A 25,224-nucleotide genomic window follows, 5' to 3' on the forward strand; every position below is an offset into this window, starting at 1 on the left:
CCCGGCGCCGTGCGTTTGTCCTTCATGCGCCGAGCCGGACGAGGGCGATGCCCGCGGCGGCGGCGACGCTCGCGACGATCCGCCAGGCGCGCAGCGGCTCGCGGAAGAACACCCATCCGATCACGCCCGCGACAAGCACGCTCGTCTCGCGGAGCGCCGAGACGACGGCAAGGGGCGCCACCGACTGCGCCCAGACCACGATCGTGTAGGCGACGAGCGAGACGACCCCGCCGGCGACGCCCCGGGGCGCGAGCGTCCGCACATCGTGGAGAAGCGCGCGACGATCCCGCGCGAGCACCAGGCATGCCAGCGGAATCGTGACGCCCTGCAGCAGGAACAGCCACGCGGCGTAGGAGAGGGCGTGGCCCGAAAGCCGCACGCCGGCGCCGTCGATGACGCTGTATACCGTGACGGTCGCGCCTACGGCGAGGATCAGGCCCGTGGAGGCGAGATCACGCAGCGCGCCTTTCGTGACGGAGAGCGCGAACAAGGACCCCGTTACGATCGCCACTCCGGCCAGCTGCAGCGGCGTGAGCCGCTCGCCGAACAGGACGGCTGCGGCCGCGGTCACGCCCAGCACCGATGCTCCGCGGGCGAGCGGGTAGGCGCGGCCGAACTCCGTGCGGGCGTACGCGGCGGTCAGCAACAGGAGATAGAGGGTCTGTGCGAGGGCCGACGCCGTGAGGAACGGCCACGCCGCGGGATCGGGCACCGGCATCAGCAAGCACCCGATTCCGCCGGCGCACAGATACACGATCCCCATCAGGGTCGAAGATGCCAGCGGCGACGGAAGGGACTTCGCGATCGCGTTCCAGGTGCCGTGCAGGAGCGCCGACCCGAGGACGGCGAGGACGACCAGGGCGCTCATCCGCGAAGGAGGGCCGACGCTGTCTTCGCAAGAGGCGGCAGCGCCTCGGTGATGCGCACCGCGCCGTCGAGCGTGCGCATCGTGAGTCGCAGGGACCCCCGATCCGCCTGGATGTCGATCCAGGTCGCCGCCTCCGCGGAGGAGGCGTCGAGGTCGGGGCCTCCCGCCACGACCTGCGCGTACGGGAACTCCTGATCGGCCGGGATCAGGGCGGGTTCGTGCGTGTGGCCGGAGACGACGAGCTGGGCGCCCCAGGCGACGAGCGCGTCGTGCCAGGCGTCGCGGCTCATCCGGCTGAACCAGTCGTACCCCTCCCGGTCGTAGTCGGCAGGGACCTCGTCGACCCAGCGCAGCGGGATGTGGCAGAACACGAGACGGTACGGGGCATCGCGGATCTCGGGCCGCGCCGTCGCCTCCCGCAGCCACTGCGCCTGCTCGGCGCGGAGCGGCTCGAACGCGACGCGGCCGCGGAACGTCGGGTGCGCATCGGGCTTGTCCTCGCCGGTGTGCAGGAAGACGCAGGCCACGGGGCCGATCCGCGCGGCCGAGAATGGCCGTGCGTCACGGGTCGCGACGTACTCCTGCAGCCGGAAGGCCCAGTCGCCGCGGACATCGTGGTTGCCGATCAGCACCTCCAGCGGCCGGCCTGCGCTGATGTCGCGCTGCGCAGGGGAGAGCACGGTGTCGGCGAAACGGTCGGGTGTGGTCCAGTCGTTGCAGAGATCCCCGTTCCACACGAGCAGGTCGACGGAGGGCGTCTGCGCGTCGAGGGCGCGGATCGTGTCGTCGCGCTGGTGGGTGTCGTTCCAGACGGCGATCCTCGCGCTCTCGGCGGATCCGTCCAGCAGGCGCACGATCTTCCACGCGCTCACATGCCGCACTGCGGGATCGGCGACGGACACGGTCACCGCGCGCACCTGCACGTCGGCGCCGGTGGGAAGTCCGTCGGCGCGCACGCGCAGCACGTGCGCGCTCTGCGGAGTCATGCCGAACGCGTCCATCCGGGCGTCGCCATGGGCGTCGCCATGGGCGTCGCCGGAGCGCCACTCCAGCCATCCGCGGCTGAGCCCTGCTACCGCCCACACCGCCTCGAAGCCGTCGGGGCGCAGCGCCATGATCACCAGCGGACTCCTCACGAGAGTCTCGCCGCCAGGGGCGTGCAGCGCGTCGGTCATCGGGTCTCCTCGTCGGGATCGAAGGCGCTGCCGAGGTCCAGCTCGAACCGATAGCGCAGGTCGTCGTCGAACCACATCCGGAAGTTCGTCCCCCACACATTGTTATGCAGGTTGACCGCGAAGCCGTCGGCGGGGTCCGGCAGCGCGTCCTCGAAGCGCAGCAGAGCGGGGGCTCCGACGGCGACGAGCGGTGCGTCGATCGTGCGGATATGCACGGGACGCGTCCCGTCGCGGTCCGCGCTCGTCGCGGCGTGCAGGGTGCGGTTGCCGCGGCTCACCACGCGGCGCGGGTCGACCGCGACGCCGAGCTTCTGCAGCGTCCACGTGCCGTCGGCTGCCGTGTCGCCAGGCGCCGGCCGGAAGCCGAACCAGCTCGCCTCCGGCAGTCGGGACGCCTCGCGCCCGCACACGTCGAGCACGATCCGGATCGGCCCCGGACCCTGCGGGAACAGGTACTCGACCATGATCCGCGCCGGAGCTCCCGTCGCGGCGACGAGCTCCTCCGGGAGAGTCAGCTCGACGATCGCCGTGTCGGCGCCGTCGTCACCCGTGCTGGTCCGCAGGCCCTGAACCTCCGGGGCCGTGACGCGGGCGGGCAGCGTCTCCGCGATCGCGAGCCCGGGGCTCGCCTGGTCGGGGATCGCCCAGACGCCCGTGTGCGCGAGGTCGCGGCAGTAGTGCTGCAGCCAGCGCTGCTCGTCCCGCTCGTCGAAGGTCTGATGCCGGAACGAACCGAGAGTGTGCTCGGCGTCGGCCCACACGGAGCCGCGCTCGTCGCGCAGTCCGACGATGGCGCCGTCCGCGCCGAACCGCACCGCGAACCGCCCGAGCGTCACCTCCTCGCCGACCGTGCGGGGGCGCCCCGTGCGGGAGTCCGGAACCAGGGAACTACCGCGTCCCACTTCTGGCTCCTCCCGGGTCTGTTTTGCCGCCGGAATGGGGACATGGTGGGGGCGAAAGTGGGACACGGTTGGTTCGACGTCAGAGCCGGCGGCAGGACGCAGCGCGGCCAGGGCGGCACTGGCCTCGATGGCGCGCTCGGGCGCAAGGGCGGAGACCGCGGTATCGAGATGCGCGCGCTGCTCGGCCCAGGACGCCTCGAACCCCGAGTACGTGAGGCCCTGCGGTGACGGATGCTCCGCCCAGGCCCAGTCGTACGCCCGGGTCTGCACGGGGTTCGCGGCAGGGTCCACGAGGTCCCGGGCGCGGGCGGCCCTGAAGTCGGCCTTCGCGTAGTTCACGTAGTCCGGGAGATACGTCTTCAGATCCTCGCCCCAGGTGTGCTCGGCGATGCGCAGCAGGGCGACGCCGAGCTCGTGGTGCTCCGCGGACGAGGGATCCAGCAGGCCCTCCCGCAGCCACGCCGTCCGCAGCCGCTGCAGTACCCCGAGGCCTGCGGTGAGCAGGGGATCGGCGCCCGCGCCGTGGATCCAGGTGTCGCCGATCTCCTCGGTCACGACGGGAAGCGCCTCTCGATGCGGGAGCAGGGCGCGGGCGAAGTCGTCGAGGCTCGAGGCCACGATCCGCGCGCCGGGGTGCGCGGCGGCGAGGGCGGCGAACAGTTCCTCCACCTCGGCGGCGGTGGGAGGACCGTTGTTGTCGCCGGTGTGCGCGAGGTGCAGCGCGTCGGACCCGCCGGGAACGACGGCGAGGTCGAGGCCCTCCGATCCGTAGGAGCGCGCGTAGTTCACGACGACCTCTGCGCCGCCGGGAGCGCGCCACACGAAGAACTCGGGCACGTCGGGCACCGCCGAGGCGCCGTTCACTCCGAGGTGGAGATACTCGATCCCGGCCGCAGCCAGCACCGGCACGAGCCCGATGGTGTGCCCGGGCACGTCGGTCATCTTCGCGGCGATCGTGCGACGGTCGTACCGCGCGTCGAGGCCGTGCGCGATCGAGGCGGCGAAGGCCGCGAGGGAGGGATCCATGAGCTCGGTGTGCGTGGTGAGCGCAAGCCCATGCCAGCGGATCCACCCCGCGCGCACGGCGGCATCGAGTCGCTCGGACTGGGCGGGGGAGCCTTGCCGCAGCACATGGTCGATGAGCCAGGAGCCCGTCGTCCAGACGAATCGTGCGGGGCCTCCGCGGCGATCGAGCTCCTCGGCGAGATCGATCGCGCGGGGGAGGTAGCGCTCGGTGTAGCCGGAGATCACGTCCCGGGCGAGGGCCGTGAAGCCGATGTCGAGGTGTGTCTTGAAGACGACGTGGATCGTGTCGATCACGAGGGATCCTTCCGAGGTCGGGATGAGATGCGGTGTCGCGGAGCGAGGATCCGTGTCGCGCGATCCAGCGCAGCGGTGCCGGCTCCGGACCGCACCCTGAGGCGGACCCGGAGCCGGCGAAGGGTCACTGCAGCGGCTTGCAGAGCAGCGCGCTCGGCACGCCGCCCTGGACCCGCTGATAGGTGTAGGCGATTCCGGCCACGTACTCGCCGTCGGCGCACTGCCCCTTGAAGTGTCCCGGCGCCCAGTCGCTCGCCGTGGATCCCCCGCCCGCGGGCCGGTTGTCCGCCTGATCGAACCAGACGGTCCTCCCCGCGCTCGCCGGCAGCGCGCTCGTGGTCGGCGCGCACAGCAGCTTCGAGGTGGCCCAGCGGTTGGTCGTGCCGATCGTCAGGCTGAATCCGACGGCCAGCTGCCCTGCGGCGCACTGCAGCTTGCTGTAGCCGCCGGCCCAGTCCTGCTGCACGTTCGCCTCGTTCGCGACCACGTTCCGCACGGTCGTGGTGGCCGGCTGCGCGGCATCGGTGCAGAGTCCGCGGTTGATGCTGCGCGAGACGCCCTGCAGACGTTCGGTGTCGGGGCAGACGCCCTTCCACTGACCCGGATCCCAGTCCGGGCGATCCTGCATGAGCGCGGAGGCGTTCGTGTCGGGCAGGTAGCTGTTGCTGCCGAGCATGTTCCATCGCGTCTCGACGGGCACCTGCCCTGTCCTGCCGACGCTCGTCACGAGCTTCTGCCAGCCGGTGTACCGCCAGTCGTCCGCGATGCTGATGCGGCTGCCGTCCGGCCGATAGCCGAGCAGGGCGAAGGTGTCGGCGAAGGCGCCGGACGCATCGGCCTGGGTGACGAGCGGCCAGGCGGCGAAGTCGGTGTCATTCGCGGCCAGGAGATCGGTGAAGGTGTTCCACCAGGCGATCTCCTTCTGATCGGTCTGACCGGCGCCGCGGGTGCCGAACTCGCTCATCCACACCGGTGCCGTGTAGTGCTGTCCTGGCGTCGTGACGAACAGCACCTCCTGACGCACCGCGTCCGCGAGCTGGGTCGCCGTCATGTCGCGATAGCGCAGGTCGTGCGTCTCGCCCAGCCCCGTGGCCCCGGTGTGCTGCGGGCCGGTGAAGCCGTAGACGTGCGCCGCGTACACGAGCTTGTCGGGGCGCAGGATCGTATTGGAGATGTTCGCGACCGGCTTGAGCATCGGCCGGTCATGGTAGACGCCGTCCAGCGGCACGCCCTGCCAGTTGATGCCCTCCATGATCACCAGGACGTCGGGGTTGGCGCGCTGGATCGCGATCGCGGCCTGCTGATACGCCTTGTAGAGGTCGTTGCCGTCGCCGCCGCCCCAGTTCGCGTCGTCCAGCAGATCGCGGCGCACCTCGTTGCGCAGATCCATGCCGACGACCCGCGGGTTGCCCCGGTACCGCTCGGTGAGCGCCACCCAGTCCGCGACCCACTTCTCGGTCGTCTGGCTGCTGTACCACTTCGTGTTTCCGTCGTCGTGGCTGCAGCACCAGCGCGACGTCGTGGTGTGGTTGTTCAGGATCACTGCGAAGCCGTCGGCGGTAAGGGCGGCGACCACGGCGTCGAAGATCTGCAGCGGCGTCTTACCGCGCAGCTGAGGGTTCGCGGTGACCGCCGCGTCCGGTACCGGTGCGGTCATGCCGAGCATCTCGTTCGAGAAGGGCAGGCGGATGCTGTTGATCCCGAGCGAATGGAAATCGCTCAGCAGTGTCGGCAGCGTCACCCGGTCCAGCCCCATCGGGATGTCGTAGCTGTCCCCGCTGTTGTGGGTGGCGGGGTCGTCCTTGGACCCGCTCCCGTTCCAGTGCCCCTGCGCTCCGTCCCAGTTCGCCGACATCAGCTTGAAGCGGTCGCCGTCGGCGTCGACCACGTACCGCCCTCGGGTACTCAGCGGGGCCGTCCAGGATCCGGCGAGCTCGGCGCCCGTGAGCTGCGGGATGGCCGCAGGGTGCGGCTGCGCCGCCGCGGGGGCCGGTGCTGCCAGGCCCGCGACCAGCGCCCCGGCGCAGAGCGCCGTGACCAGCCGTGTCCATCGTCGTCGTTGCATGGAACCAACTCCTTCGTCATCGTCCATCGGAGAGTGCGTCTCCGGTCCGTCCCCGCCCGTCTTCGGGCGGATCCCCACCGGATTGGCAACGTAAACACGACCGTTGCGGAATCGTGAGTTGTTTACGTAACCATAGTGTGCCTATAGTGCCTTTGGTAACGCAAACAATCACGAGGAAGTGAGGCACGGATGTCGATCGCGATGACGGGGCTCCGACGCTCCCGCCGGTCCTGGGCGGGCTGGTGGTTCGTCGGTCCCTTCATGCTCGTGTTCGCGCTGGTGCTCATCGCACCGCTGCTCTACGCGATCTATCTCAGCCTGTTCCGCGACTCCCTCATCGGCGGCACGCACTTCGTCGGACTGGAGAACTACGCGACCGCGATCGTCGACCCGAAGTTCTGGGATGCGACGGGCCGGGTCGTCCTGTTCCTGTGCGTGCAGGTGCCGATCATGCTGGCCCTCGCGCTCCTGGCGGCCCTCGCCCTGGACAGCGCCCGGCTGAGGTTCGTGCCGCTGTACCGGCTGAGCATCTTCCTCCCGTACGCGGTGCCCGGCGTCGTGGCGGTCATGATCTGGGGCTACATGTACGGCGACCAGTTCGGCCTCGTCGCCGATCTGAACCGCTGGCTCGGCGACATCGTGCCCTCGCCCCTGTCCGAGAGCTTCATCCTTCCGGCGATCGGCAACATCGTGACCTGGGAGTTCGTGGGCTACAACATGCTGATCTTCTTCTCCGCGCTCCAAGCGGTGCCGCAGGAGCAGTACGAGGCCGCGGAGATCGACGGTGCCGGCGCGCTGCGCACGGTCTTCAGCATCAAGCTCCCGGCCATCCGCGGCGCGATCGTCGTGGCGACGATCTTCTCCATCATCGGCAGCTTCCAGCTCTTCAACGAGCCGGCGGTGCTGCAGAAGATCGCGCCCAACGCGATCTCCAGCTACTTCACGCCGAACATGTACGCGTTCAACCTGTCGTTCGCCGGATCCCAGTTCAACTATGCGGCCGCGATCGCGATCATCTCCGGCGTGATCACGATGATCATCGCGTTCTTCGCGCAGTCCATGGGCTCGAAGGAGCAGAAGTGATGAGCGTCGTCGTCTCGAACAGCGCGGAGCAGCTGAACACCGAAGCCGTCGTCACAGGGCGCCGCCCGAGCCGCCTCGCGAGCGGCCGGATCCAGGGGCGGCCGTCCCGCCGCGGCGCCCGCCGCCCGGCGCGGCGCACGCGCACCTCGATCACCCTGATGATCGTCATGACGCTGATGCTCCTCTACAGCCTGGGGCCGCTGTTCTGGCTCGTGGTGAACTCCACCAAGTCGCGGCAGGACCTCTACGACACGTCGGGTCTGTGGTTCGGACCGAAGTTCTCCCTGTTCACCAACATCGCCGACGTGTTCGCGTACGACGACGGCGTCTTCCTGCGCTGGTTCCTGAACACCGTGCTCTACGTGGTGGTCGGCGCCGGCGGGGCGACCCTGCTGGCCACGCTTGCAGGCTACGGACTCGCGAAGTACCGGTTCCCCGGTCGTAAGGCGGTGTTCGCGATCATCCTCGGCGCGCTCGCCATCCCCGGATCCGTGCTCGCGGTGCCGCAGTTCCTGCTGTTCAGCAAGCTGGGTCTCACGAACACCCCTGCTGCCGTCGTCATCCCGTCGCTCGTGAGCGCGTTCGGACTGTACCTGGTGTGGGTCTACGCCGCCGAGGCGATCCCCGACGAACTCATCGAGGCCGCCCGTCTGGACGGTGCGGGGGAGCTGCGGATCTTCTTCTCGATCTCGCTGCGCCAGCTCGCCCCGGCCTTCATCACGGTGCTGATGTTCGCGGTCGTCGCCACGTGGAACAACTACTTCCTGCCCCTCATCATGCTGTCCAGCCCGGAGTGGTACCCGCTCACGGTCGGGCTCAGCCAGTGGGCATCCGCCTCGGCCTCGATCGGCACCCAGCCGATCCCGCAGCTGGTCATCACCGGATCGCTGCTGACCGTGCTGCCCATCTCGGCCGCGTTCCTCTACCTGCAGCGCTACTGGCAGTCCGGCCTCGCCGCCGGAAGCGTCAAGTGACGCCGCCGAATCTCTCCCCCCGCTTCGCACTCCCTCCGCACGCAAGACCTCTGCATCACCTCCTCGAAAGGACTTCGCAGTGAAGAAGAACATCTGGATGCGCGCCGCCGTCGTCGTCGGCGCGGTCTCTCTCATGATGGGCGCCCTCGCGGGCTGCCAGAGCGGCAGCGACGCCGCCTCGGGCGGTTCGAAGGCCGACATCGACGCCGCCCTCAAGAAGGGCGGCGAGCTCACCTGGTGGACCTGGAGCGACTCGACCCAGGCGCAGGCCGACGCCTTCACCAAGGAGCACCCGAATGTGAAGATCAAGGTCGTCAAGCTGGACAACCCCGACGCGGCCGTGACCAAACTCCAGAACGCCGTCAAGGCAGGATCCGGTGCTCCCGACATCGTGCCGGTCGAGTACCAGACCATGCCGCAGCTGACCATGGCCGGCGCGCTCGCCGACATGACCTCCTTCGGCTTCGACAGCTACAAGGACCAGTTCACGGCATCGACCTGGAGCTCCGTCACCGTGAACGGCAAGCTCGTCGGGATCCCGATGGACTCCGGCCCCATGGTCTTCATCTACAACAAGGACCTCTACGCGGCCGCGGGCATCACCGAGGCGCCGAAGACCTGGGACGAGTTCGTCAAGGACAGTGCGGCCATCCACGCGAAGGATCCCAGCACCTACATCGCCACCGGCGGCGACGCGGGCTTCTTCACCAGCATGATCTGGGCGTCCGGCGGGCACCCCTTCGCCGTGGACGGCGAGAAGGTCACGATCAACCTGCAGGACGAGGGCAGTAAGAAGTTCGCCGACACCTGGGGCGGCATGCTGCAGCGCGGCGAGCTCTCGCCGCTGGCCACCTGGTCGGACGAGTGGAGCAAGGCGCTGAACCAGGACAAGCTCGCCACCCTGATGATGGGCTCCTGGATGATCTCCGGCATGGAGGACCACGGCGCGGGGAAGTGGCAGGTCGCGCCGATGCCGACCTGGGACGGCACTCCCGGATCCGCCGAGAACGGCGGCAGCGGCCTGAGCGTCACCGATCAGAGCAAGAACAAGGCGCTCGCGGCGGGGGTGCTGCAGTTCATGGCGGACGGCGCGGGCCGAGACCTCATCAACAAGAACGGCTTCCCGTCGACGGTCAAGGAGTTCGACAACCCCGAGTGGGCGAACATGACGTTCAAGGCCTACGGTGACCAGAAGCCGAACCCGGTCGGCGCCGACTCGGCGAAGTCGGTCATCACGGGATGGCAGTACCTGCCCTACCAGGGCTACGCCAACAACGTCTTCGGCGACTCGGTCGGCAAGGCCATCGGCGCCAAGGGAGACCTCAACACGGCGCTGCAGGAGTGGCAGAAGACGCTCGTCGACTACGGCAACGCGCAGGGGTTCCAGGTCAACAAGTAGTCCGACCTCTGTTCCGGGTGCGGGATCCGTCGACGCGGATCCCGCACCCCTCCTCTCGGCGTCGCCCGACGCCGATTCTTCGAAACCCCGGAGCCCTCATGCCTGCCTTCGCCATCGGCGAGACCGACTTTCTGCTCGACGGAGCCCCGTTCCAGGTGATCTCCGGGGCGATGCACTACTTCCGCATCCACCCCGACCAGTGGGAGGACCGGCTGCGCACCGCGCGGCAGATGGGGCTCAACACCATCGAGACCTATGTGCCGTGGAATGCGCACGAGCGGCGCCGGGGCGAGTTCACCGCCTCCGGCGGGTTGGATCTGGGTCGCTTCCTCGATCTCGTGCAGGCCCATGGCATGTTCGCGATCGTGCGCCCCGGCCCCTACATCTGCGCCGAGTGGCATGACGGCGGCCTGCCGGAATGGCTCATCGAGGACGGTACGATCGCCGTGCGCTCACGGGATCCGCGATACCTCGCCGAGGTCGAGCGGTATCTGCAGCAGGTGTACGAGATCGTACGGCCGCGACAGCTCCCGCACGGAGGCGGCGTGATCCTGGTGCAGATCGAGAACGAATACGGCGCCTATGGATCCGACAAGACGTATCTGCGCGCCCTCGTGGACATGACCAGGGCGGCCGGCATCGAGGTGCCGCTGACCACGGTCGATCAGCCCACGGATGCGATGCTCGACGACGGCACCCTGCCCGAGCTGCACAGCACGGCGTCGTTCGGATCGCGCGCGGCGGAGCGCCTGGCGGCTCTGCGTCGGCATCAGCCCCGCGGCCCGCTCATGTGCGCCGAGTTCTGGTGCGGCTGGTTCGACAGCTGGGGCGAGCCGCACCACACCACGTCCGCGGCGGACAGCGCGGCCGAACTGGAGGCGATCCTCGCGGCCGGCGCCAGCGTGAACATCTACATGGTGCACGGCGGCACCAACTTCGGCTACACCGCCGGCGCCAACGACAAGGGCGTGTTCCGACCGATCGCGACATCGTACGACTACGACGCTCCGATCGCCGAGGACGGAACTCCCACAGAGAAGTACTGGGCGTTCCGCGAGGTGATCGCGGCGCACGCGCCCGTGCCGGAGGCGCGCCCCGCCCCACGCAGTCCGGCGCGAGTCCTGGAGGCACCACTCGACCGCGTCGTCGAGTTCGCCGACGCGGACCTGGAGCAGTGGACCGCACACGATGCGGCTCCGCCGGCCACGGCGTTCGGATCTCCGCGCGGATACTCCCGATACATCGTCGGTGTTCCGCACAGCGGCGTGCTCACCGTGGGGGAGGTGCGCGACCGCGCGCACGTGACGCTCGACGGACGCCCGGTCGGGATCCTGGATCGCGAGGCGCACGACCGTGTGCTCTCGCTGCCCTCGGGCGGGGAGCTGTCGTTCCTCGTCGAGCACCTGGGCGGCGTGAACTACGGCCCCCGGATCGGCGAGGCCAAGGGCCTGATCGGCCCCGTGCGCCTGGACGGCGAGGAGCTGCACGGGTGGCGCGCGGCGCCGCTGGAGCTCACGGCGGACGAGATCCGAATCGCACTCGATGCGCGCGGGAAGGCGCTGCCGGCGGGGACCCCCGTGGGCGGCCCTGTGCTGCTCGGGGGTCGCTTCGAGGCCGACGCCACCGGCGATCTGCATCTCGACGTGAGGGGCTGGGGATCCGGCGCGGTCTGGATCAACGGCTTCGCACTCGGCCGATTCTCGGCGCGGGGGCCGCAGGAGACGCTGTACGTCCCCGCGCCCGTGCTGCGCGAGGACGGCAACGAGATCCTGGTGCTCGAACTGCGTGGGTCGGAGCGGCCCACGGCGCGGTTCGCGGCGGAGCCCCTGCTCGGCCCGACCGAGTTCTGAGGTGCGCTCAGTCCTGGGCGGGGGCGCGACCCGTGCTCTCGCGCACCACCAGCCGGGTCGGGATCAGCATGTTGCGGGGCAGGGGGTCTCCGTCGATCATCGCGATGAGCAGCTCTGTCGCCCGCTGTCCGACGACGTCGAACTGCTGGTGGATCGTGGTCAGCGGCGGCCAGTAGCTGCCGCTGTCGTCGCTGTCGTCGAATCCGATGACGCTGAGGTCTTCCGGGATCCGCAGGCCCGCCTCGTGCGCGGCGCGCATGACGCCGAGCGCCATCTGATCGTTGGCGGCGAAGACGGCGGTGGGACGCGGCTCCTCGGCGAGGATCTCGCGACCCGCGGCGTAGCCCGATGCCGCGGTCCAGTCGCCGCGGCGCCGGCCGGTCGGGTCGAGGGCGTGCTCCTGGCAGACGCGGGCGTATGCGTCTTCACGGCGGCGGGCGGAGAACGACTTGAGCGGCCCGGCGACGTGCGCGATGCGCCTATGTCCGAGTTCGAGCAGGTGCTGCATCGCCGTGCGCGCGCCCTGCTCCTGATCGGTGTCGACGAGCGTGTGATCCGCCGTGGCCGTCGAATCGACGATCACGAGCGGGAGCCCCGCCGTGAGCGTGTAGTCGTCCGGGGATCCGAACTCGGCCGACATGATCAGGATGATGCCGTCGACGGCCTGCTCCTCGAGACGACCGAAGGCGCCCGCCACCGAGATGCGCGTGGGATCCGCCACGGGGATCAGGGTCGTCGTGTAGCCGGCCCCGGCACCGGCCTCGGCGACCGCCTCGAGCGTGCGCTCGTTGCCGAGCGTCGTGATGTTGAACGTGACGACGCCCAGGCTGCGGAACCGGCCCGACTTCAGGTTGCGCGCCGCGCTGTTCGGCCGGTAGCCCAGCTCCTTCATCGCGGCGAGCACCTTCTCGCGCATCTCCGGCCGTACGTGCACGTATCCGTTGGCGACGCGCGACACCGTCTGCGGGGACACGCCTGCGCGCTGGGCGACGTCCTTGATCGACGCGCGCGGCGTGCCCTCCTTGATCCGTTGCACGTTGGCTCCTTGCATGGCAACGTAAACAATACTCGACCCGCTCAGGAAGGGGAATCATGTCGTCACTGACTCCGGACGGCGGTGCGGCGCGCGCCGGGGCCGTGGATCTCGGGATGGTGCTGGAAGTCGATGGCGTCGCCCTGGTCCTGGACATCAGGGAGGGCGGGCTTCCCGTCGTCGTGCACTGGGGTGCGCCATGCGGGCCGCTCGACGGCCCCGCCTTCGAGGCGCTCGTCCTCGCCGGCGTCTTCCCTGATGCGGGCAGCGAGGTGGACGCGGTCGTGCCCGTCTCCGTGCTTCCCGAGCTCTCCCGAGGCTGGAGCGGGACCCCCGGGGTCAGCGGATCCCGCGACGGGGCGCACTGGTCGCCGCGCTTCCGGGTGACGGGCGTCGCGATCGACGGCGTTCCGGTCACTGACGCGGAGGGGAAGGTCCCTGCGCCGGGCGGGCGGCGCATCCTGTCTTCCGGCCCGGCCTCGGTGCGCGTCCTTGCGCAGGACGACGAGGCGGAACTGACCCTTGCGCTCGACATCGAGCTCACCGGATCCGGCGCGATCCGCTCCCGCGCCGCGGTGCGAAACGTCGGCGACGATGTGTACCGGCTCGAGTCGCTGATGCCGACGCTGCCGGTGCCCCTGGATGCGGACGAGGCTCTCGACTTCGCAGGGCGCTGGGCGGTCGAGCGGGTGCCGCAGCGTCGTCGCCTCGGGGTCGGCGCGCACCGCAGGGAGAACCGCCGGGGACGCACCGGGCTCGGCGCCGCCCTGGCCCTGATCGTGGGTCGTCACGGGTTCGACTTCTCCTCGGGGGAGGCCTGGGGGATCCACGTGGGCTGGTCCGGCAACCACGTGCATCAGGTGGAGCGCGTCGCCGAGGGTCGTCAGGTGCTCGCCGGCGGCGAACTGCTGCTTCCGGGCGAGGGCCGGCTCGCGCCGGGCGAGGAGTACGCGACCCCGTGGCTCTACGGGTTCTACGGACGCGGCCTCGACGCGCTGGCCGCGCAGTCCCACCGGATGATGCGCGCACGATCGCAGCACCCCCGCTCCGCCCGCCCGGTCACGCTCAATGTCTGGGAGGCCGTCTACTTCCAGCAGAACGAGAAGGACCTCATCGAGCTCGCGGATGCGGCCGCCGCCGTCGGCGTCGAACGCTTCGTGCTCGACGACGGCTGGTTCGGCGCCCGGCGCGACGATCGCACCGGGCTCGGAGACTGGACGGTATCGCGCGACGTGTGGCCCCAGGGGCTGCACCCGCTCGTCGACCACGTGCGTGTGCTCGGCATGCAGTTCGGGCTGTGGGTCGAGCCGGAGATGGTGAACCCCGACTCGGACCTCGCCCGCGCGCACCCCGAATGGATCATGTCGGCGCGCTCGGAATGGCCGCTGACCGGCCGCCATCAGCAGGTGCTGGACCTGGCGAACCCCGATTGCTACGCCCACATCCGCGACGCCCTGCTCGCCCTCCTCGACGAGTACGACATCGCCTACCTCAAGTGGGATCACAACCGCGATCTCGTCGAGGCGGGCACGGGGCCGCACCGCACCGCGGGCGTGCACGGCCAGACTGCTGCCTTCTACCGTCTCGTCGACGACCTTAAGCACCGCCATCCCGGACTCGAGATCGAATCCTGCTCCTCCGGGGGCGGTCGCGTCGACCTGGGCGTGCTGGAGCGCACCGATCGGATCTGGGGATCCGACGACAACGATCCCCTCGAGCGGCAGCGGATCAACGCCTGGACGGCGCAGCTGATCCCGCCGGAGCTCATCGGCGCGCACATCGCCTCCGCGCCGTCGCATGTCACGGGGCGCACCCACACCCTGTCCTTCCGCGCCTCGGTGGCGCTGTTCGGGCACCTCGGCGTCGAGGCGGACATCCGCCGCTGGACCGAGGACGAGCGTCTGCAGCTCGCGGACTGGATTGCTCTGCACAAGCGCGAACGCGCACTGATGCACGGCGGGACCATGGTGCGCGTCGACGTGCCCGACTCCTCCTTCGCGGTGCAGGGCGTCGTCGCGGGCGACGGGAACAGGGCTCTGTATCTGTTCACGGCACTCGCTGCAGGGGCGACCGCGAGCATGGGCCGGGTCCGCCTTCCCGGGCTGGACGAGGATCGCCGCTACCGGGTCGGGATCGAGGCGCTCAGCCTGCGCGGGCTGCACGGAAACCCGGCGCCGTGGCAGGAGGACGGCATCGTGCTGACGGGGCGGGTCCTCGGGGGCGTCGGTCTGGTGATGCCGTCCGTGCACCCGGAGACGGCGCTGATCCTGCGCGCGAGCGCCACGGACTGACCCGCCCGCGGCGGAGCCGCCGCGGTGTCGCGCGCGGCCCCGATCGCGGGTCAGCCGGCGACGACCTCGTCGCCCACGCGGATCGTGCCGCCGATACCCGCGTCGTCGCCGACGGCGCCGCTGACGCCGGGGAGGATGAGCAGGCGGCCGAGCGTCGGCTCGTCCTGCCCGAGGGATCCGGTGAGCGTCTTCAGCACGCTCGCGTCGCGCTCGCCGGTGTCCGGGTTCGCGTGCGTCGCGAGGCAGCGCACGATCGGTCCTGCCGTGGCGAGGCGCACGTCTCCGATCGTGACCTCGCCCTGCCAGTCCAGTTCGTCCCACGCATCGACGCCGCCGATCACGACGTTCGAGCGGAACCGGCGGTCATCGACGTCCTGCGCGAGCGCGGTGCCGAGGGCTGAGACGCTGGCCTCGCTGTGCACGGAGACGTAGCCCCGGCCGCGGTCCTGGAAGCGAGAGCTCTCGCCATCGCCGACCAGGGCCAGGGGCAAGCGCCCGGCGCGCTGCAGCCGCTTTCCGTCGGGGGAGTCGAGCACGAAGGCCGTCACGGCCTCGACGAGCGCGGTGCGGCCGTCCTGGTCCAGTCCCGCCTCCACGAGCGTCGTCCCGGCGTGGTCGATCCGCATGCGCTGCGCCGCCTCGTCGTACTCCAGCCGCAGCGCGGCGAGTCCGGGGAAGGTCTCCAGGGCGAGCCCCTTCGACTTCGGCCAGTGGTCCAGCCCGTCGCGCTCCTCGGGGGTCGCCGCATCGCCGAAGCGGAATGCAAGCACGCGATCGCCGGCGATCCGCCCGTCCGCCTGCACCGTGAGCACGGGCAGCTTCTCGGGCGTGAACCCCTTGACCGGGTGGCGGTAGAGCGCGACGACGTGAGGCATGGATCCATCCTCGCAGGGCCGCGCGGGCGCTCAGGACCGGGCGGATGCGAGACGGCTCGGGAAGGATCGCACCCGCGGAATCAACGACGAACCCCGCCGCAAGCGGACTCGGGCGGGGTTTCGAACGACGAGGCTCAGGCCTTTTCGAGCTCGTCCTCGTCTTCGTCGGCGTACTGATCCGCCCACTTGTCGACGTACTGGTCCTCGTTCTCCGGATGACCCAGCTCGCGCTCCAGCGCCGAGTAGTTCACCGACGGACTATACGACTTCAGTTCGCGGGCAATCTTGGTGTGCTTTGCCTTCTGACGGCCACGGCCCATGCGCGAGACCCCCTTACTGTAAGCAGCGGGCGAAACGGGCTCGCTGTCTATTTCCGGCACCGGCTCGCGGCCGGTAAGAGTAGCATCCAGGATAGCACGCGGGCCACCTCACCTCGCCGTGACGGGTCCCCGATACCGCCGCACCGAAGGGAACGACGAGATGAGCGACACCGCCTCCACCCCCGAGGATCAGGAGCTGCAGGATCCGCAGCTGCAGAAGGCCGTGATCGTGGCGTTGCGGCCGGGTCAGCCCCCGCGGGTGCTCTCCGAGGCCATCCGCTATGCGGGCCTGCTCAGCGCCGCCCTCGTGGTCGTGCACGTCGACGTCACCCGGTTCGTGACCTTCGAGGATCCGGACGGGATGGTGCACTCGGCGCCCATCGACCTCAACATCGACACCGGGGCGGAGGAGTTCGCGGAGCTGCGCCGCGAGGTCGAGAAGGTGCTGGCCGGATCCGGCCTCACCTGGACGGCCCGCCAGCTCGTCGGCGACCCGGCGCTCGCGATCAAGCACCTCGCCGGCGCGCTGGATGCGCAGCTGATCGTCGTCGGAACCCGCAGTCGGGGGATCGGCGAGTCGATCCGCGAGTTCTTCACCGGATCCGTCGCGGCCCGCCTCTCGCACCGCCAGTCCCGGCCCATCCTCGTCGTCCCGCTCGAGGAGCCGATCGCCGACGACAAGAAGGACCCCTGGGTCGAGTGACGGCCCCGGGATCCTTCCGGGTGGTGATGGGATGGCCGGTTTGGGGCGCGTCCCGCCGCAGATCCGCGGCGTAGCACGCCCCGAACGAGCGAGATGCGCCCCAAAACGGCCGAGCCTTCGGCCGCGCTCGCTCAGCGACCGCTGGCGAGTCCCGCGGCGGCGAGGGCGGCGGTGACGGAGCGCGCCGCCGTGTCGAGCGCGGTGTCGAGGTCACTCACGAGCTGCGCGGGCAGCAGGCCGCCCTTCGCGACATGGGTGCGCAGGTCGGCGCGCACCCTGGCGCGGAACTCGTTGATCGAGGCATCCGCGCGGCGCAGCTCTTCGCGACTGGCGATCCGCTCGTCGGCGCGCGCCGAGGCCTCCCGGTAGGACGAGGAGGAGGCGACCTTCTGCTCCTCGCGGGCCGCGGCGGCCAGATCCGCGCGGAGGCTCTTCATGGCCTCCTGCACGCTCTGGCGCACCTCGTTCGCGATGAGGCGCACCGAGTCGTTGAGCCCCGCCTCGATGCCCTGCAGATCGCCCTCGCGGGCGGCGAGCTCGGCGCGGCCCGCCTCGGTGATCGCGTAGATCGTGGTGCGGCCGTCGACGGTCTTGGTGACGAGGCCCTCCTCCTCGAGCTTCGCGAGGCGAGGGTAGATCGTGCCGGCGCTCGGCGTGTACGTGCCCCCCGTGCGGTCGGTCAGCGCCTGGATGATCCCGTAGCCGTGCTGCGGCGATTCGGCCAGCAGCGCGAGCAGGTACAGACGCAGATCGCCGTGGGAGAAGACCGCGGGGCTCACAGCAGATCCTCTCCCTCGGAGGTGAACGACACCGGGGCCTCTGCGGCGTCGCGGCGCAGCACCGTGATGTCGCCGGAGACCGTGTTCGCCCGTACGTCCGCGAAGGATCCGGACAGCTCGCCACGGGATCCCGTGAAGTTCGAGGGGCCGGACGATCCGCGCGGCACGCCGTCGATCGTGACGCGGCCGCTCATCGTACGGGTGACGTAGTTCGCGGCGAGGCTCTCGTCCAGGCGCACCGTCGCGTCGCCCGCGACGCTGTTCAGCGACACCGTGTTGACCGGACCGTGCGCGTCGATGAGCATCGCGCCGGAGACGCTGTCGACCGTCGCCTTGCGGACCTCGCCGGTCAGCGCGACACTGCCGGAGACGGTGTTCGCGGTGGCGGATCCGGACAGCCCACGCACCTGCACATCGCCCGAGACGGTGTTGACGTTGAGGTCGCCCGTGTGGGTGTCCACGATCAGGTCGCCGGAGACGGTGTTCAGGCGGGCGTCCTCGGTGAGGCCGGAGACGAGGGCTCCCGCGCTCACCACGCCCAGGTTGAGGGCGATGTCGCGGGGGACGGCGACGCTGATCTCGGCCTTGGGGCCGCCGGCGCCGAAGTTGCGGAACACCTCGAGGAAGTTGTCCCAGCCGATCTGCGGGTGATCGATCTCGATCTGGGTGCCGTCGGATTCGACCCGCAGGTCCTTGATGGTGACGTTGTGCACCTCGATCCTGATCCCCGGTTCGTCGTGCGCGATGACGTCGACCTGTCCGCCGACGAGTCCGATCTTGAGCTTCGACGCGCGCTCGATGTCGATCACGCGCTCCTGCCCCGGGGCGATGAGCCACTTCTCGGTCATGTCTGTTCTCCTGAGTCAAGGATCCCGATCCCACCGATCGAGATATATCGTGTCTTCACAATAACACGATATATCTCGATCCTGTCAACCTCTCCTTCCTGAGAGTTTCAGAGTGCGCAAATGGCTGCATCCAAGGATCGGATGCAGCCATTTGCGCGCTTCGAAACGGGGAAGCGTCAGGAGTAGACCGGGTTCGACGTCACCGTGTTGTTGCCGAGGACGGGATCGGTCGTGCCGGCAGGCGGAGCGATCGACACCGAATACCCGTTGAGATCGGTGTACCACGGCGGCGTCGATCCGGCCGGCGGGGCGAAGTGCGGCCAGAACGTCAGTGCCGTGCCGGCCGGGACCGCCACGGGGAGGACGAACGTCGCCGTGGTCACGTTGCCGCTGGTCGTGCTGCCCGTGACCGACACGACGGTGCCGTTGTAGGCGTCGAGCGTGAGCCACGGGCCGCTGAGCAGCCGGGAATCGAACGTCAGGGTGACCACCGATCCGGCAGGCGTCGGATCGGTGCCCAGGGTCGTCGCGCCGAATGCGGCGACCATGCCCAGATCGTAGCTCTGCAGCCCGTCGGGGCTCACGCCGTGAATGGTGTCGCCGAGGGGATAGGGGGTGAGCTGCAGGTCTGGGGCCACGCTGGCTGCGGCGAGCGGTGTCGCCACGGCCGCGGCGATCACGGGCACGGACCACGCGGTGGTCTTCAGGATGGTGCGTCGCGGGAATCTGCGCGCGGCAGTCGTGGTCTTGTCTGTCATGGGGTCCCCTCCGGTGGAACGTGTGTATCGCCAGCCTATGCGTCAGCTGAGTGGCACACGAACCGCCGGCCGGGGAGAGACAGCCCTCAGGTCGTCGGCGGGGTGTGCCAGATCCGGTCGATGTAGTCGCGGATCGAACGGTCGGAGGAGAAGAAGCCGCAGCGGGCGACGTTGAGGATCGCGGCGCGGGTCCAGCCGTCCTGGTCGGCGTAGGCGGCATCCACGCGCTGCTGCGCCGCCATGTAGGCGGAGTAGTCGGCGAGCACCATGAAGCGGTCCTCGTAGAGCAGGTTCGAGACCACGGGCTCGAAGACCGAGCGGTCGCCGCCGGAGAACGCCCCCGAGGCGATCAGGTCGATCGCGCGGCGGAGCCCGGCATCTTCCTGGTAGAACGCGGCGGGGTGGTAGCCGGCCTGAGCGATCTCGGCGACCTCGGGCTCGGTCATCCCGAACAGGAAGAAGTTGGCGTCGCCGACGAGCTCACGGATCTCGACGTTCGCGCCGTCGTCGGTGCCGATCGTGAGCGCGCCGTTGAGGGCGAACTTCATGTTGCCGGTGCCCGAGGCCTCCTTGCCGGCCAACGAGATCTGCTCGCTGAGGTCGGCCGCGGGGATCACGCTCTCCGCGAGCGTGACGTTGTAGTTCGGCGGGAACAGCACCTGGAGGCGCCCGTCGAGGCGCGGATCCGTGTTGACGACGGATCCGACCGCGTTGATGAGATGGATGATCCGCTTCGCCATCGCGTACCCGGGGGCGGCCTTCGCGCCGAAGAGCACGGTGCGCGGCTGCAGGTCCGCGAGCGCGATGCGGCCCGACACGACGCCCTCGTACTCGCTCACCACGTGCAGCACCTTGAGCAGCTGCCTCTTGTACTCGTGGAGGCGCTTGACCATGACGTCCACGAGGTGGCCGTCGCCGACCCGCATCCCGTCGCGCGCCTGCAGCACCTCGTTCAGACGGCGCTTGTTGCCGGCCTTGACCGCGGCGAACGCCGCACGGAACGCCGCGTCCTCGGCGAGGGGCTCCAGTTCGTGCAGCCGCTCCAGATCGGTGACCCAGCCGTCGCCGATCGCGTCGGTGATGAGAGTGGACAGGCCGGGGTTCGCGAGCCGCAGGAACCGGCGCGGGGTGACGCCGTTGGTCACGTTGGTGAACTTCTCCGGGAAGAACTCGGCGAACGCGGGCAGCACCTTGTCGCGCAGCAGCTGCGAGTGCAGTTCGGCCACGCCGTTGACCCTGCTTCCGGCGACGGTCGCGAGATACGCCATGCGCACCGCGCGCACCGGGAACTCGGCGATGATCGACATGTCGCGGATCCGCATCTCGTCGTCCCCGAACCGCGCGCGCACCGCGGCGAGGAATTCCTCGTTGATCCGGTAGACGATCTCCAGGTGCCGCGGCAGCAGGCGGCCGAGCAGCTCGACGGGCCACACCTCCAGCGCCTCAGGCAGCAGGGTGTGGCAGGTGTACGCGAAGCACTGCTGCGTCACCGCCCAGGCCTCGTCCCAGGCCATGCCGTGCTCGTCGACGAGCACGCGCATGAGCTCCGGCACCGCGATCACGGGGTGGGTGTCGTTGAGCTGGAAGATCACCCGCTCGGGCAGCCGCGCGAGGTCGAAGTCCTCCGGCAGCCGGCCGAGGAAGTCGCGGATCGATGCGGCGACGAAGAAGTACTGCTGCTGGAGGCGCAGCTCCTTGCCCTGCGGGGTGGAGTCCTCGGGGTAGAGCACCTTGGAGATGTTCTCGGCGAAGGTCTGCGCGCGCACGGCCTGCTCGTAGTCGCCGGAGTTGAAGATGCGCAGATCGAAGGCGTCCGTCGCCTTCGCCCGCCACAGCCGCAGGGTGTTCACGCGACCGTTCCGGAACCCCGGCACGAGGTAGTCGTAGGGCACGGCGCTGACGTTCCACTCCGGGATCCATCGCGACCGGACGGTTCCGGCGTCGTCGACCGTTTCGGTGCGGCCGCCGAACGACACGGTCTGCGCCGCTTCGGGACGGGGCTGCTCCCAGGGGGCGCCGAGCGTGAGCCAGGCGTCGGGCTGCTCGACCTGCTGGCCGTCCTCGAACGTCTGGCGGAAGATGCCGTACTCGTATCGGATCCCGTAGCCGATGCTCGGCACCCCGAGCGTGGCGAGCGAGTCGATGAAGCACGCGGCGAGGCGTCCGAGGCCACCGTTGCCGAGGCCCGGTTCGATCTCGTGCCGGCGCAGTTCGTCGAGGTCGATCCCGCAGGCGGCCATGGCGTCCGCCGCGACCCCGGCGAGGTCTCCCGCGAGCAGGTCGTTGTCGAGCTGGTTGCCGAGCAGGTACTCCGCGGACAGGTAGCAGACGGCCTTGGCCTGCGCCCCGGCCTGGCGCTGCTGATCGGCCAGCGCATGCAGCATCAGATAGTCGCGCACCGTGCGGGCGAGGGCGAGATAGCGGTCGTTCGTGCTGGCGTCGGCCAGCGTCACCCCGCCGTCGAAGTTGAGGTTGCGCAGGAACTGCGCGGTGAAGCCGTCCGCGGTCGGCGGAAGCTCGAGTGCGGGAACGGGCGGGTGCGGGGCGGTGGCATCGGAGGAGGTCACGCGACGAACGTACCGCAGGGATCCGTCGCATCCACCCGATGCGCTTGACATTAACGCAACGTCAACTTCTACGGTGGTCACATGGACGACGGAAGGAGGATCGCATGACGCATCGGGACTGGTCGATCCAGGAGATCGCACGGCTGACCGGCACCACGAGCCGCACCCTGCGGCACTACGACGACATCGGTCTGCTGCCGCCGACGCGGGTCGCCTCGAACGGCTACCGCCACTACGACCAGGGCGCGCTCCTGCGCCTGCAGCGCATCCTGCTGCTGCGCGAGCTGGGGCTGGGCCTGCCGGCGATCGCCGAGGTCGTCGGAGCACCAGGAGCCGGCCGACCGCCGCGTCCGGTCGCCGAGCCGCCAGAGGCGGCGGCCCTGGAGAAGCACCTCGCGCTGCTGCGCGCGGAGCAGACCAGGCTGGCGCGGCAGATCGCGTCGGTCGAGAACACCATCACCACACTCAGAGAAGGAGGAGCACTCATGCCTGACGACATGTTCGACGGCTTCGATCACACCCAGTACAAGGACGAGGTCGAGTCCCGATGGGGCACCAAGGCCTACGCCGACAGCGACCGCTGGTGGCGCGGGCTCGGCGCCGAGGGGCAGAACGCGTGGAAGGCGGTCGTCGCCGATCTCAACCGGAGCTGGATCGCGCTCGCCGAAGCGGGCATGGATCCGGCATCGCCCGAGGCGCAGGACGTGGCCCGCCGCCACGTCGACTGGCTCACGGGCATCCCCGGCACCCCCGCCTACGGCGCGGCCGGAGATCGCAGGGCGTACGCCATCGGCCTCGGCGAGATGTACGTGGCGGATCCGCGCTTCGGCGCGAACTACGCCACCGACGCGGACCGGGCCGCGGCGGCGGGATCGGGAACGGCCGGCACGGTCGGCGCGGAGTTCGTCCGCGACGCCCTGCGCATCTACGCGGAGGGCCACCTGTAAGGATGGCTGCGCCCTTCGTCTCGTCGCTGCGCTCCTCGCTCAGGGACCGGTGGTGGTTCCTGAGCGAGCGCAGCGAGACGAAGGACGCTTAACGACCCCCGGTGCCGTCCGCTGCAGCCGGGATAGGCTGGCACCACGATGGGCATCTCGCGGCGAACCCTGCTCGTCGGCGCCGGGGCCGGTGCCGTCGCGGTGCTCCTCGCGGCCTGCACGCCGGAGCCGCAGCCGACGAAGACGCCGACCACCGCCCCGCCCTCGCCGACGCCGACGGTCACGCCGGGCGCCGCACCGGAGCCGGCGGCCTGGATGCGCAGCACCTGGTCGACGGACGCGTACTCCCGCGGGGCGATGAGCTACCTGCCCGCCGGGACGACACCTCAGTTGCGCAAGGATCTCGCCGTGCCGATCGGCGCCCGCGTGTTCCTCGCCGGAGAGGCCACGGATCCGGATCACCCCGGAACGGTTCCCGGCGCGATCGACTCCGGCCAGCGCGCCGCTGCCCAGCTCATCGCGGCCTCGACCAGCGGCGAGCGCATCGCCGTGGTCGGCGCGGGCGCGGCCGGGGCCGCCGCCGCCCGCGCCCTCGCCGATGCGGGCCGCACGGTGACCGTGCTCGAGGCGCGCGAGCGCACCGGCGGCCGGATCCGCTCGGTCGCCGACAAGGCCTGGCCGATCCCGGTGCAGCTCGGCGCCTGGCTCTCGGCGGGCGAGGGGGCAGGAACCCTGGGGGGCGAGCTCGCCGCACAGGGGGTCCACCGCGTGACGTTCGACCGGCCGACCGGCTGGTCGAAGGACGGCGCCGCACCCGCGATCGATGCGGGACCGCTGCGGAACGCCGTCGACAAGGCGGCGAACGCGCCCTCCGACGTCCCGATCGACGCCGCGCTCACCGCGGCGGGAGCAGATCCTGCCGACCCCGCGCTCGCCGCCGCCCTCGCCTGGGTGCAGGCGACCACGGGCGCAGACGCCGCGAAGGCTTCGAGCTGGTTCCCGCCGGCGTTCGTCCCTGACGCACTCGTCGGCGCGGACGGCGATGTCGGCGTGCTCGTGAACTCGCCGCTCGACGGCATCAAGGTCACGCTCGCCTCGCCCGTGACGCGCATCGCGTATGACGACTCAGGAGTGAGCCTGCGTCTGGGCACGGGCGAGTCGCTGTCCTTCGACCGCGTCGTCGTGACCGCTCCGCTCGGCGTGCTGCAGCATCAGGCGATCGAGTTCGCACCCCCGCTGCCGTTCGGCCACCGGGGGGCGATCGCCGCGCTCGCCTCGGGATACGTCGAGACCGTGTGGGCGCAGTTCGACGAGGCCTTCTGGAAGGTCGACGCCGACATCTGGCACGTCGTCGGCGGCGACGGCCCGATCCGCACCTGGCTGAACCTGCAGCCCGTGACCGGGAGGCCCGTGCTCGTCGGCCTGGTCGGCGGGCCGGAGGCCGAAGCCTTCGCGAAGCTCGGAGACGGCGACGCGGAGGCCGCCGTGCGCGAGTCCCTCCGGTTCTTCGTCTCGGCGACGCCCGCCCCCTGATCTCAGGCCGGATCCGGCTCGTCCCCATCGGGTCTCGGCGTGCGGTGCAGATCCGTCCTGGCCATGGTGTGCAGCCGGCTGAGCGCGACGAGGCCGCTGGCGACGAGCGCGAAGATCGCCAGGGCGATCGCGCACGTCAGGATCATCTCGGGCGTCCCCGAGACCTGTCGCGGATCCAGGAAGTAGTACGGGTACCAGCCGACCACGCCCCCTCGCCAGATCGTGAACACGCCCCAGACGGCGGGGTACAGGACGACGTACGGCACGATCCGCCAGGATGCGGCACGCCGGCCGGGGCCGAAGACCCAGGCGATGATCGTCCAGGCGGGAAGTGCGAAGTGCAGCACGATGTCCGACCACGGCACCCAGATCGGGATGCCGTGCAGGCCCGCCTGCCACACGATCAGGGCGAACGCGAGGCCGGCCGTGATGGTCCAGCTGAGCACGACGGCCCTGGCCGTCGTGAGCCACGCCGGATCCTCCGGGGTCCGCAGTGCGATGATCCCGGCGATCAGGGCGAGGATCGCGAACACGATGTTCGACTCGATCGTGAGATACGCGAGGTAGTTCTGGCCGGCGATGGTCTGCGAGCCCAGGCCCCAGAACAGACGGTCCACGAGGGCGACTCCGCACACGCCCGCGGTGAGCAGACGCGACCAGCCGAAGGCCATCCTCATGGTCACTCGCGCGTCGTCCTCCTCGGCCGGGCTGTTCGACGGCCCTCGGGTCGGGTCGCCCGTCACCCGGCCGAGTCTACGGAACCCCGATGTGCCCGGTCCGGATCCGGGGGATTCGAGCGTGTGCACGGCCCGGTTCGGGCCCCCTCTGCCGTGCGGCAGGGTTCGGGGCGCGCTCTGTCGTTTTGGGGCGCGTGGGGCCGGGTTTTCGTGGCGGGGTGCGCCCCAAAACGGCGAAGTGCGCCCCGAAACGTGGGTATCGGCTG

At 70.2% G+C, this 25,224-nt stretch carries 20 protein-coding genes; 8 read left to right on the forward strand and 12 right to left on the reverse strand.

Translation table 11 applies throughout. The features are described 5' to 3' along the window. Positions 1-22: 22 nt before the first annotated feature. The 4 genes from RS86_RS08515 to RS86_RS08530 all read right to left on the reverse strand — a co-directional run bounded on the left by RS86_RS08515 (position 23) and on the right by RS86_RS08530 (position 6,330). Positions 23-868 (reverse strand): EamA family transporter, encoded by an 846-nt coding sequence (locus RS86_RS08515; RefSeq protein ID WP_045271801.1) that lies wholly within the window; start codon positions 866-868, stop codon positions 23-25. Then, positions 865-2,043: a metallophosphoesterase family protein gene (locus RS86_RS08520; RefSeq protein WP_045271802.1), complete on the reverse strand. Its 1,179-nt coding sequence runs from the start codon at positions 2,041-2,043 to the stop codon at positions 865-867. The genes RS86_RS08515 and RS86_RS08520 overlap by 4 nt, the downstream gene beginning before the upstream one ends. After that, a complete protein-coding gene (locus RS86_RS08525; protein WP_045271803.1) occupies positions 2,040-4,265 on the reverse strand; it encodes a DUF5054 domain-containing protein in 2,226 nt (741 codons plus the stop codon). Before RS86_RS08525 ends, RS86_RS08520 begins: the two co-directional genes overlap by 4 nt. 124 nt (positions 4,266-4,389) lie before the next feature. Next, positions 4,390-6,330 (reverse strand): glycoside hydrolase family 5 protein, encoded by a 1,941-nt coding sequence (locus RS86_RS08530; RefSeq protein WP_045271804.1) that lies wholly within the window; start codon positions 6,328-6,330, stop codon positions 4,390-4,392. 189 nt (positions 6,331-6,519) lie between these two features. Between RS86_RS08530 and RS86_RS08535 the strand changes: the two genes are divergently transcribed. The 4 genes from RS86_RS08535 to RS86_RS08550 all read left to right on the forward strand — a co-directional run bounded on the left by RS86_RS08535 (position 6,520) and on the right by RS86_RS08550 (position 11,636). After that, a complete protein-coding gene (locus RS86_RS08535; RefSeq protein WP_045271805.1) occupies positions 6,520-7,413 on the forward strand; it encodes a carbohydrate ABC transporter permease in 894 nt (297 codons plus the stop codon). After that, positions 7,413-8,387: a carbohydrate ABC transporter permease gene (locus RS86_RS08540; protein ID WP_082076684.1), complete on the forward strand. Its 975-nt coding sequence runs from the start codon at positions 7,413-7,415 to the stop codon at positions 8,385-8,387. The genes RS86_RS08535 and RS86_RS08540 overlap by 1 nt, the downstream gene beginning before the upstream one ends. 79 nt (positions 8,388-8,466) lie before the next feature. After that, positions 8,467-9,786, forward strand: a complete 1,320-nt coding sequence (locus RS86_RS08545; protein WP_052680166.1) for an ABC transporter substrate-binding protein — start codon at positions 8,467-8,469, stop codon at positions 9,784-9,786. A 98-nt stretch (positions 9,787-9,884) separates the two neighbouring features. Continuing rightward, complete coding sequence (locus RS86_RS08550) at positions 9,885-11,636, forward strand: glycoside hydrolase family 35 protein (RefSeq protein WP_045271806.1); 1,752 nt, start codon at positions 9,885-9,887, stop codon at positions 11,634-11,636. A 7-nt stretch (positions 11,637-11,643) separates the two neighbouring features. On the opposite strand, the gene RS86_RS08555 is transcribed toward RS86_RS08550, so the two are convergent. Further along, positions 11,644-12,672, reverse strand: coding sequence for a LacI family DNA-binding transcriptional regulator (locus RS86_RS08555; protein ID WP_235281711.1), 1,029 nt, complete (start codon positions 12,670-12,672; stop codon positions 11,644-11,646). A gap of 56 nt (positions 12,673-12,728) precedes the next feature. Between RS86_RS08555 and RS86_RS08560 the strand changes: the two genes are divergently transcribed. Next, on the forward strand, positions 12,729-14,960 hold the full coding sequence (locus tag RS86_RS08560; RefSeq protein WP_082076685.1) for an alpha-galactosidase: 2,232 nt from the start codon (positions 12,729-12,731) through the stop codon (positions 14,958-14,960). A gap of 50 nt (positions 14,961-15,010) precedes the next feature. Here the strand turns inward: RS86_RS08560 and RS86_RS08565 are convergent, their stop codons facing one another. Further along, positions 15,011-15,835 carry an MOSC domain-containing protein gene (locus RS86_RS08565; protein WP_045271808.1) on the reverse strand — a complete coding sequence of 275 codons (825 nt, stop codon included), beginning with the start codon at positions 15,833-15,835 and terminating at the stop codon, positions 15,011-15,013. A gap of 134 nt (positions 15,836-15,969) precedes the next feature. Beyond that, the gene (locus RS86_RS08570; RefSeq protein WP_045271809.1) at positions 15,970-16,155 is read right to left on the reverse strand and encodes a DUF3073 domain-containing protein; all 186 of its coding nucleotides are present in this window, start codon (positions 16,153-16,155) and stop codon (positions 15,970-15,972) included. Between the two features lie 160 nt (positions 16,156-16,315). On the opposite strand from RS86_RS08570, the gene RS86_RS08575 reads away from it, so the two are divergent. After that, complete coding sequence (locus tag RS86_RS08575; protein WP_045271888.1) at positions 16,316-16,858, forward strand: universal stress protein; 543 nt, start codon at positions 16,316-16,318, stop codon at positions 16,856-16,858. A 131-nt stretch (positions 16,859-16,989) separates the two neighbouring features. Here the strand turns inward: RS86_RS08575 and RS86_RS08580 are convergent, their stop codons facing one another. From RS86_RS08580 to RS86_RS08595, 4 genes are all read right to left on the reverse strand, one after another. Beyond that, positions 16,990-17,637, reverse strand: coding sequence for a PadR family transcriptional regulator (locus tag RS86_RS08580; protein WP_045271810.1), 648 nt, complete (start codon positions 17,635-17,637; stop codon positions 16,990-16,992). Continuing rightward, positions 17,634-18,485: a DUF4097 family beta strand repeat-containing protein gene (locus tag RS86_RS08585; RefSeq protein ID WP_045271811.1), complete on the reverse strand. Its 852-nt coding sequence runs from the start codon at positions 18,483-18,485 to the stop codon at positions 17,634-17,636. Before RS86_RS08585 ends, RS86_RS08580 begins: the two co-directional genes overlap by 4 nt. A gap of 176 nt (positions 18,486-18,661) precedes the next feature. Continuing rightward, positions 18,662-19,243 (reverse strand): hypothetical protein, encoded by a 582-nt coding sequence (locus RS86_RS08590; RefSeq protein WP_045271812.1) that lies wholly within the window; start codon positions 19,241-19,243, stop codon positions 18,662-18,664. Positions 19,244-19,329: 86 nt separating this feature from the next. Then, on the reverse strand, positions 19,330-21,861 hold the full coding sequence (locus RS86_RS08595) for a glycogen/starch/alpha-glucan phosphorylase (RefSeq protein ID WP_082076686.1): 2,532 nt from the start codon (positions 21,859-21,861) through the stop codon (positions 19,330-19,332). A gap of 53 nt (positions 21,862-21,914) precedes the next feature. On the opposite strand from RS86_RS08595, the gene RS86_RS08600 reads away from it, so the two are divergent. Both RS86_RS08600 and RS86_RS08605 read left to right on the forward strand, forming a co-directional pair. Then, positions 21,915-22,757 (forward strand): MerR family transcriptional regulator, encoded by an 843-nt coding sequence (locus RS86_RS08600; RefSeq protein WP_045271814.1) that lies wholly within the window; start codon positions 21,915-21,917, stop codon positions 22,755-22,757. Between the two features lie 138 nt (positions 22,758-22,895). Next, positions 22,896-24,281 carry a flavin monoamine oxidase family protein gene (locus RS86_RS08605; RefSeq protein ID WP_045271815.1) on the forward strand — a complete coding sequence of 462 codons (1,386 nt, stop codon included), beginning with the start codon at positions 22,896-22,898 and terminating at the stop codon, positions 24,279-24,281. A gap of 2 nt (positions 24,282-24,283) precedes the next feature. Here the strand turns inward: RS86_RS08605 and RS86_RS08610 are convergent, their stop codons facing one another. Then, on the reverse strand, positions 24,284-25,024 hold the full coding sequence (locus tag RS86_RS08610) for a Pr6Pr family membrane protein (RefSeq protein ID WP_152642124.1): 741 nt from the start codon (positions 25,022-25,024) through the stop codon (positions 24,284-24,286). Positions 25,025-25,224 lie beyond the last annotated feature (200 nt).

Source organism: Microbacterium azadirachtae, assembly GCF_000956505.1.
GTDB classification, from domain to species: domain Bacteria; phylum Actinomycetota; class Actinomycetes; order Actinomycetales; family Microbacteriaceae; genus Microbacterium; species Microbacterium azadirachtae_A.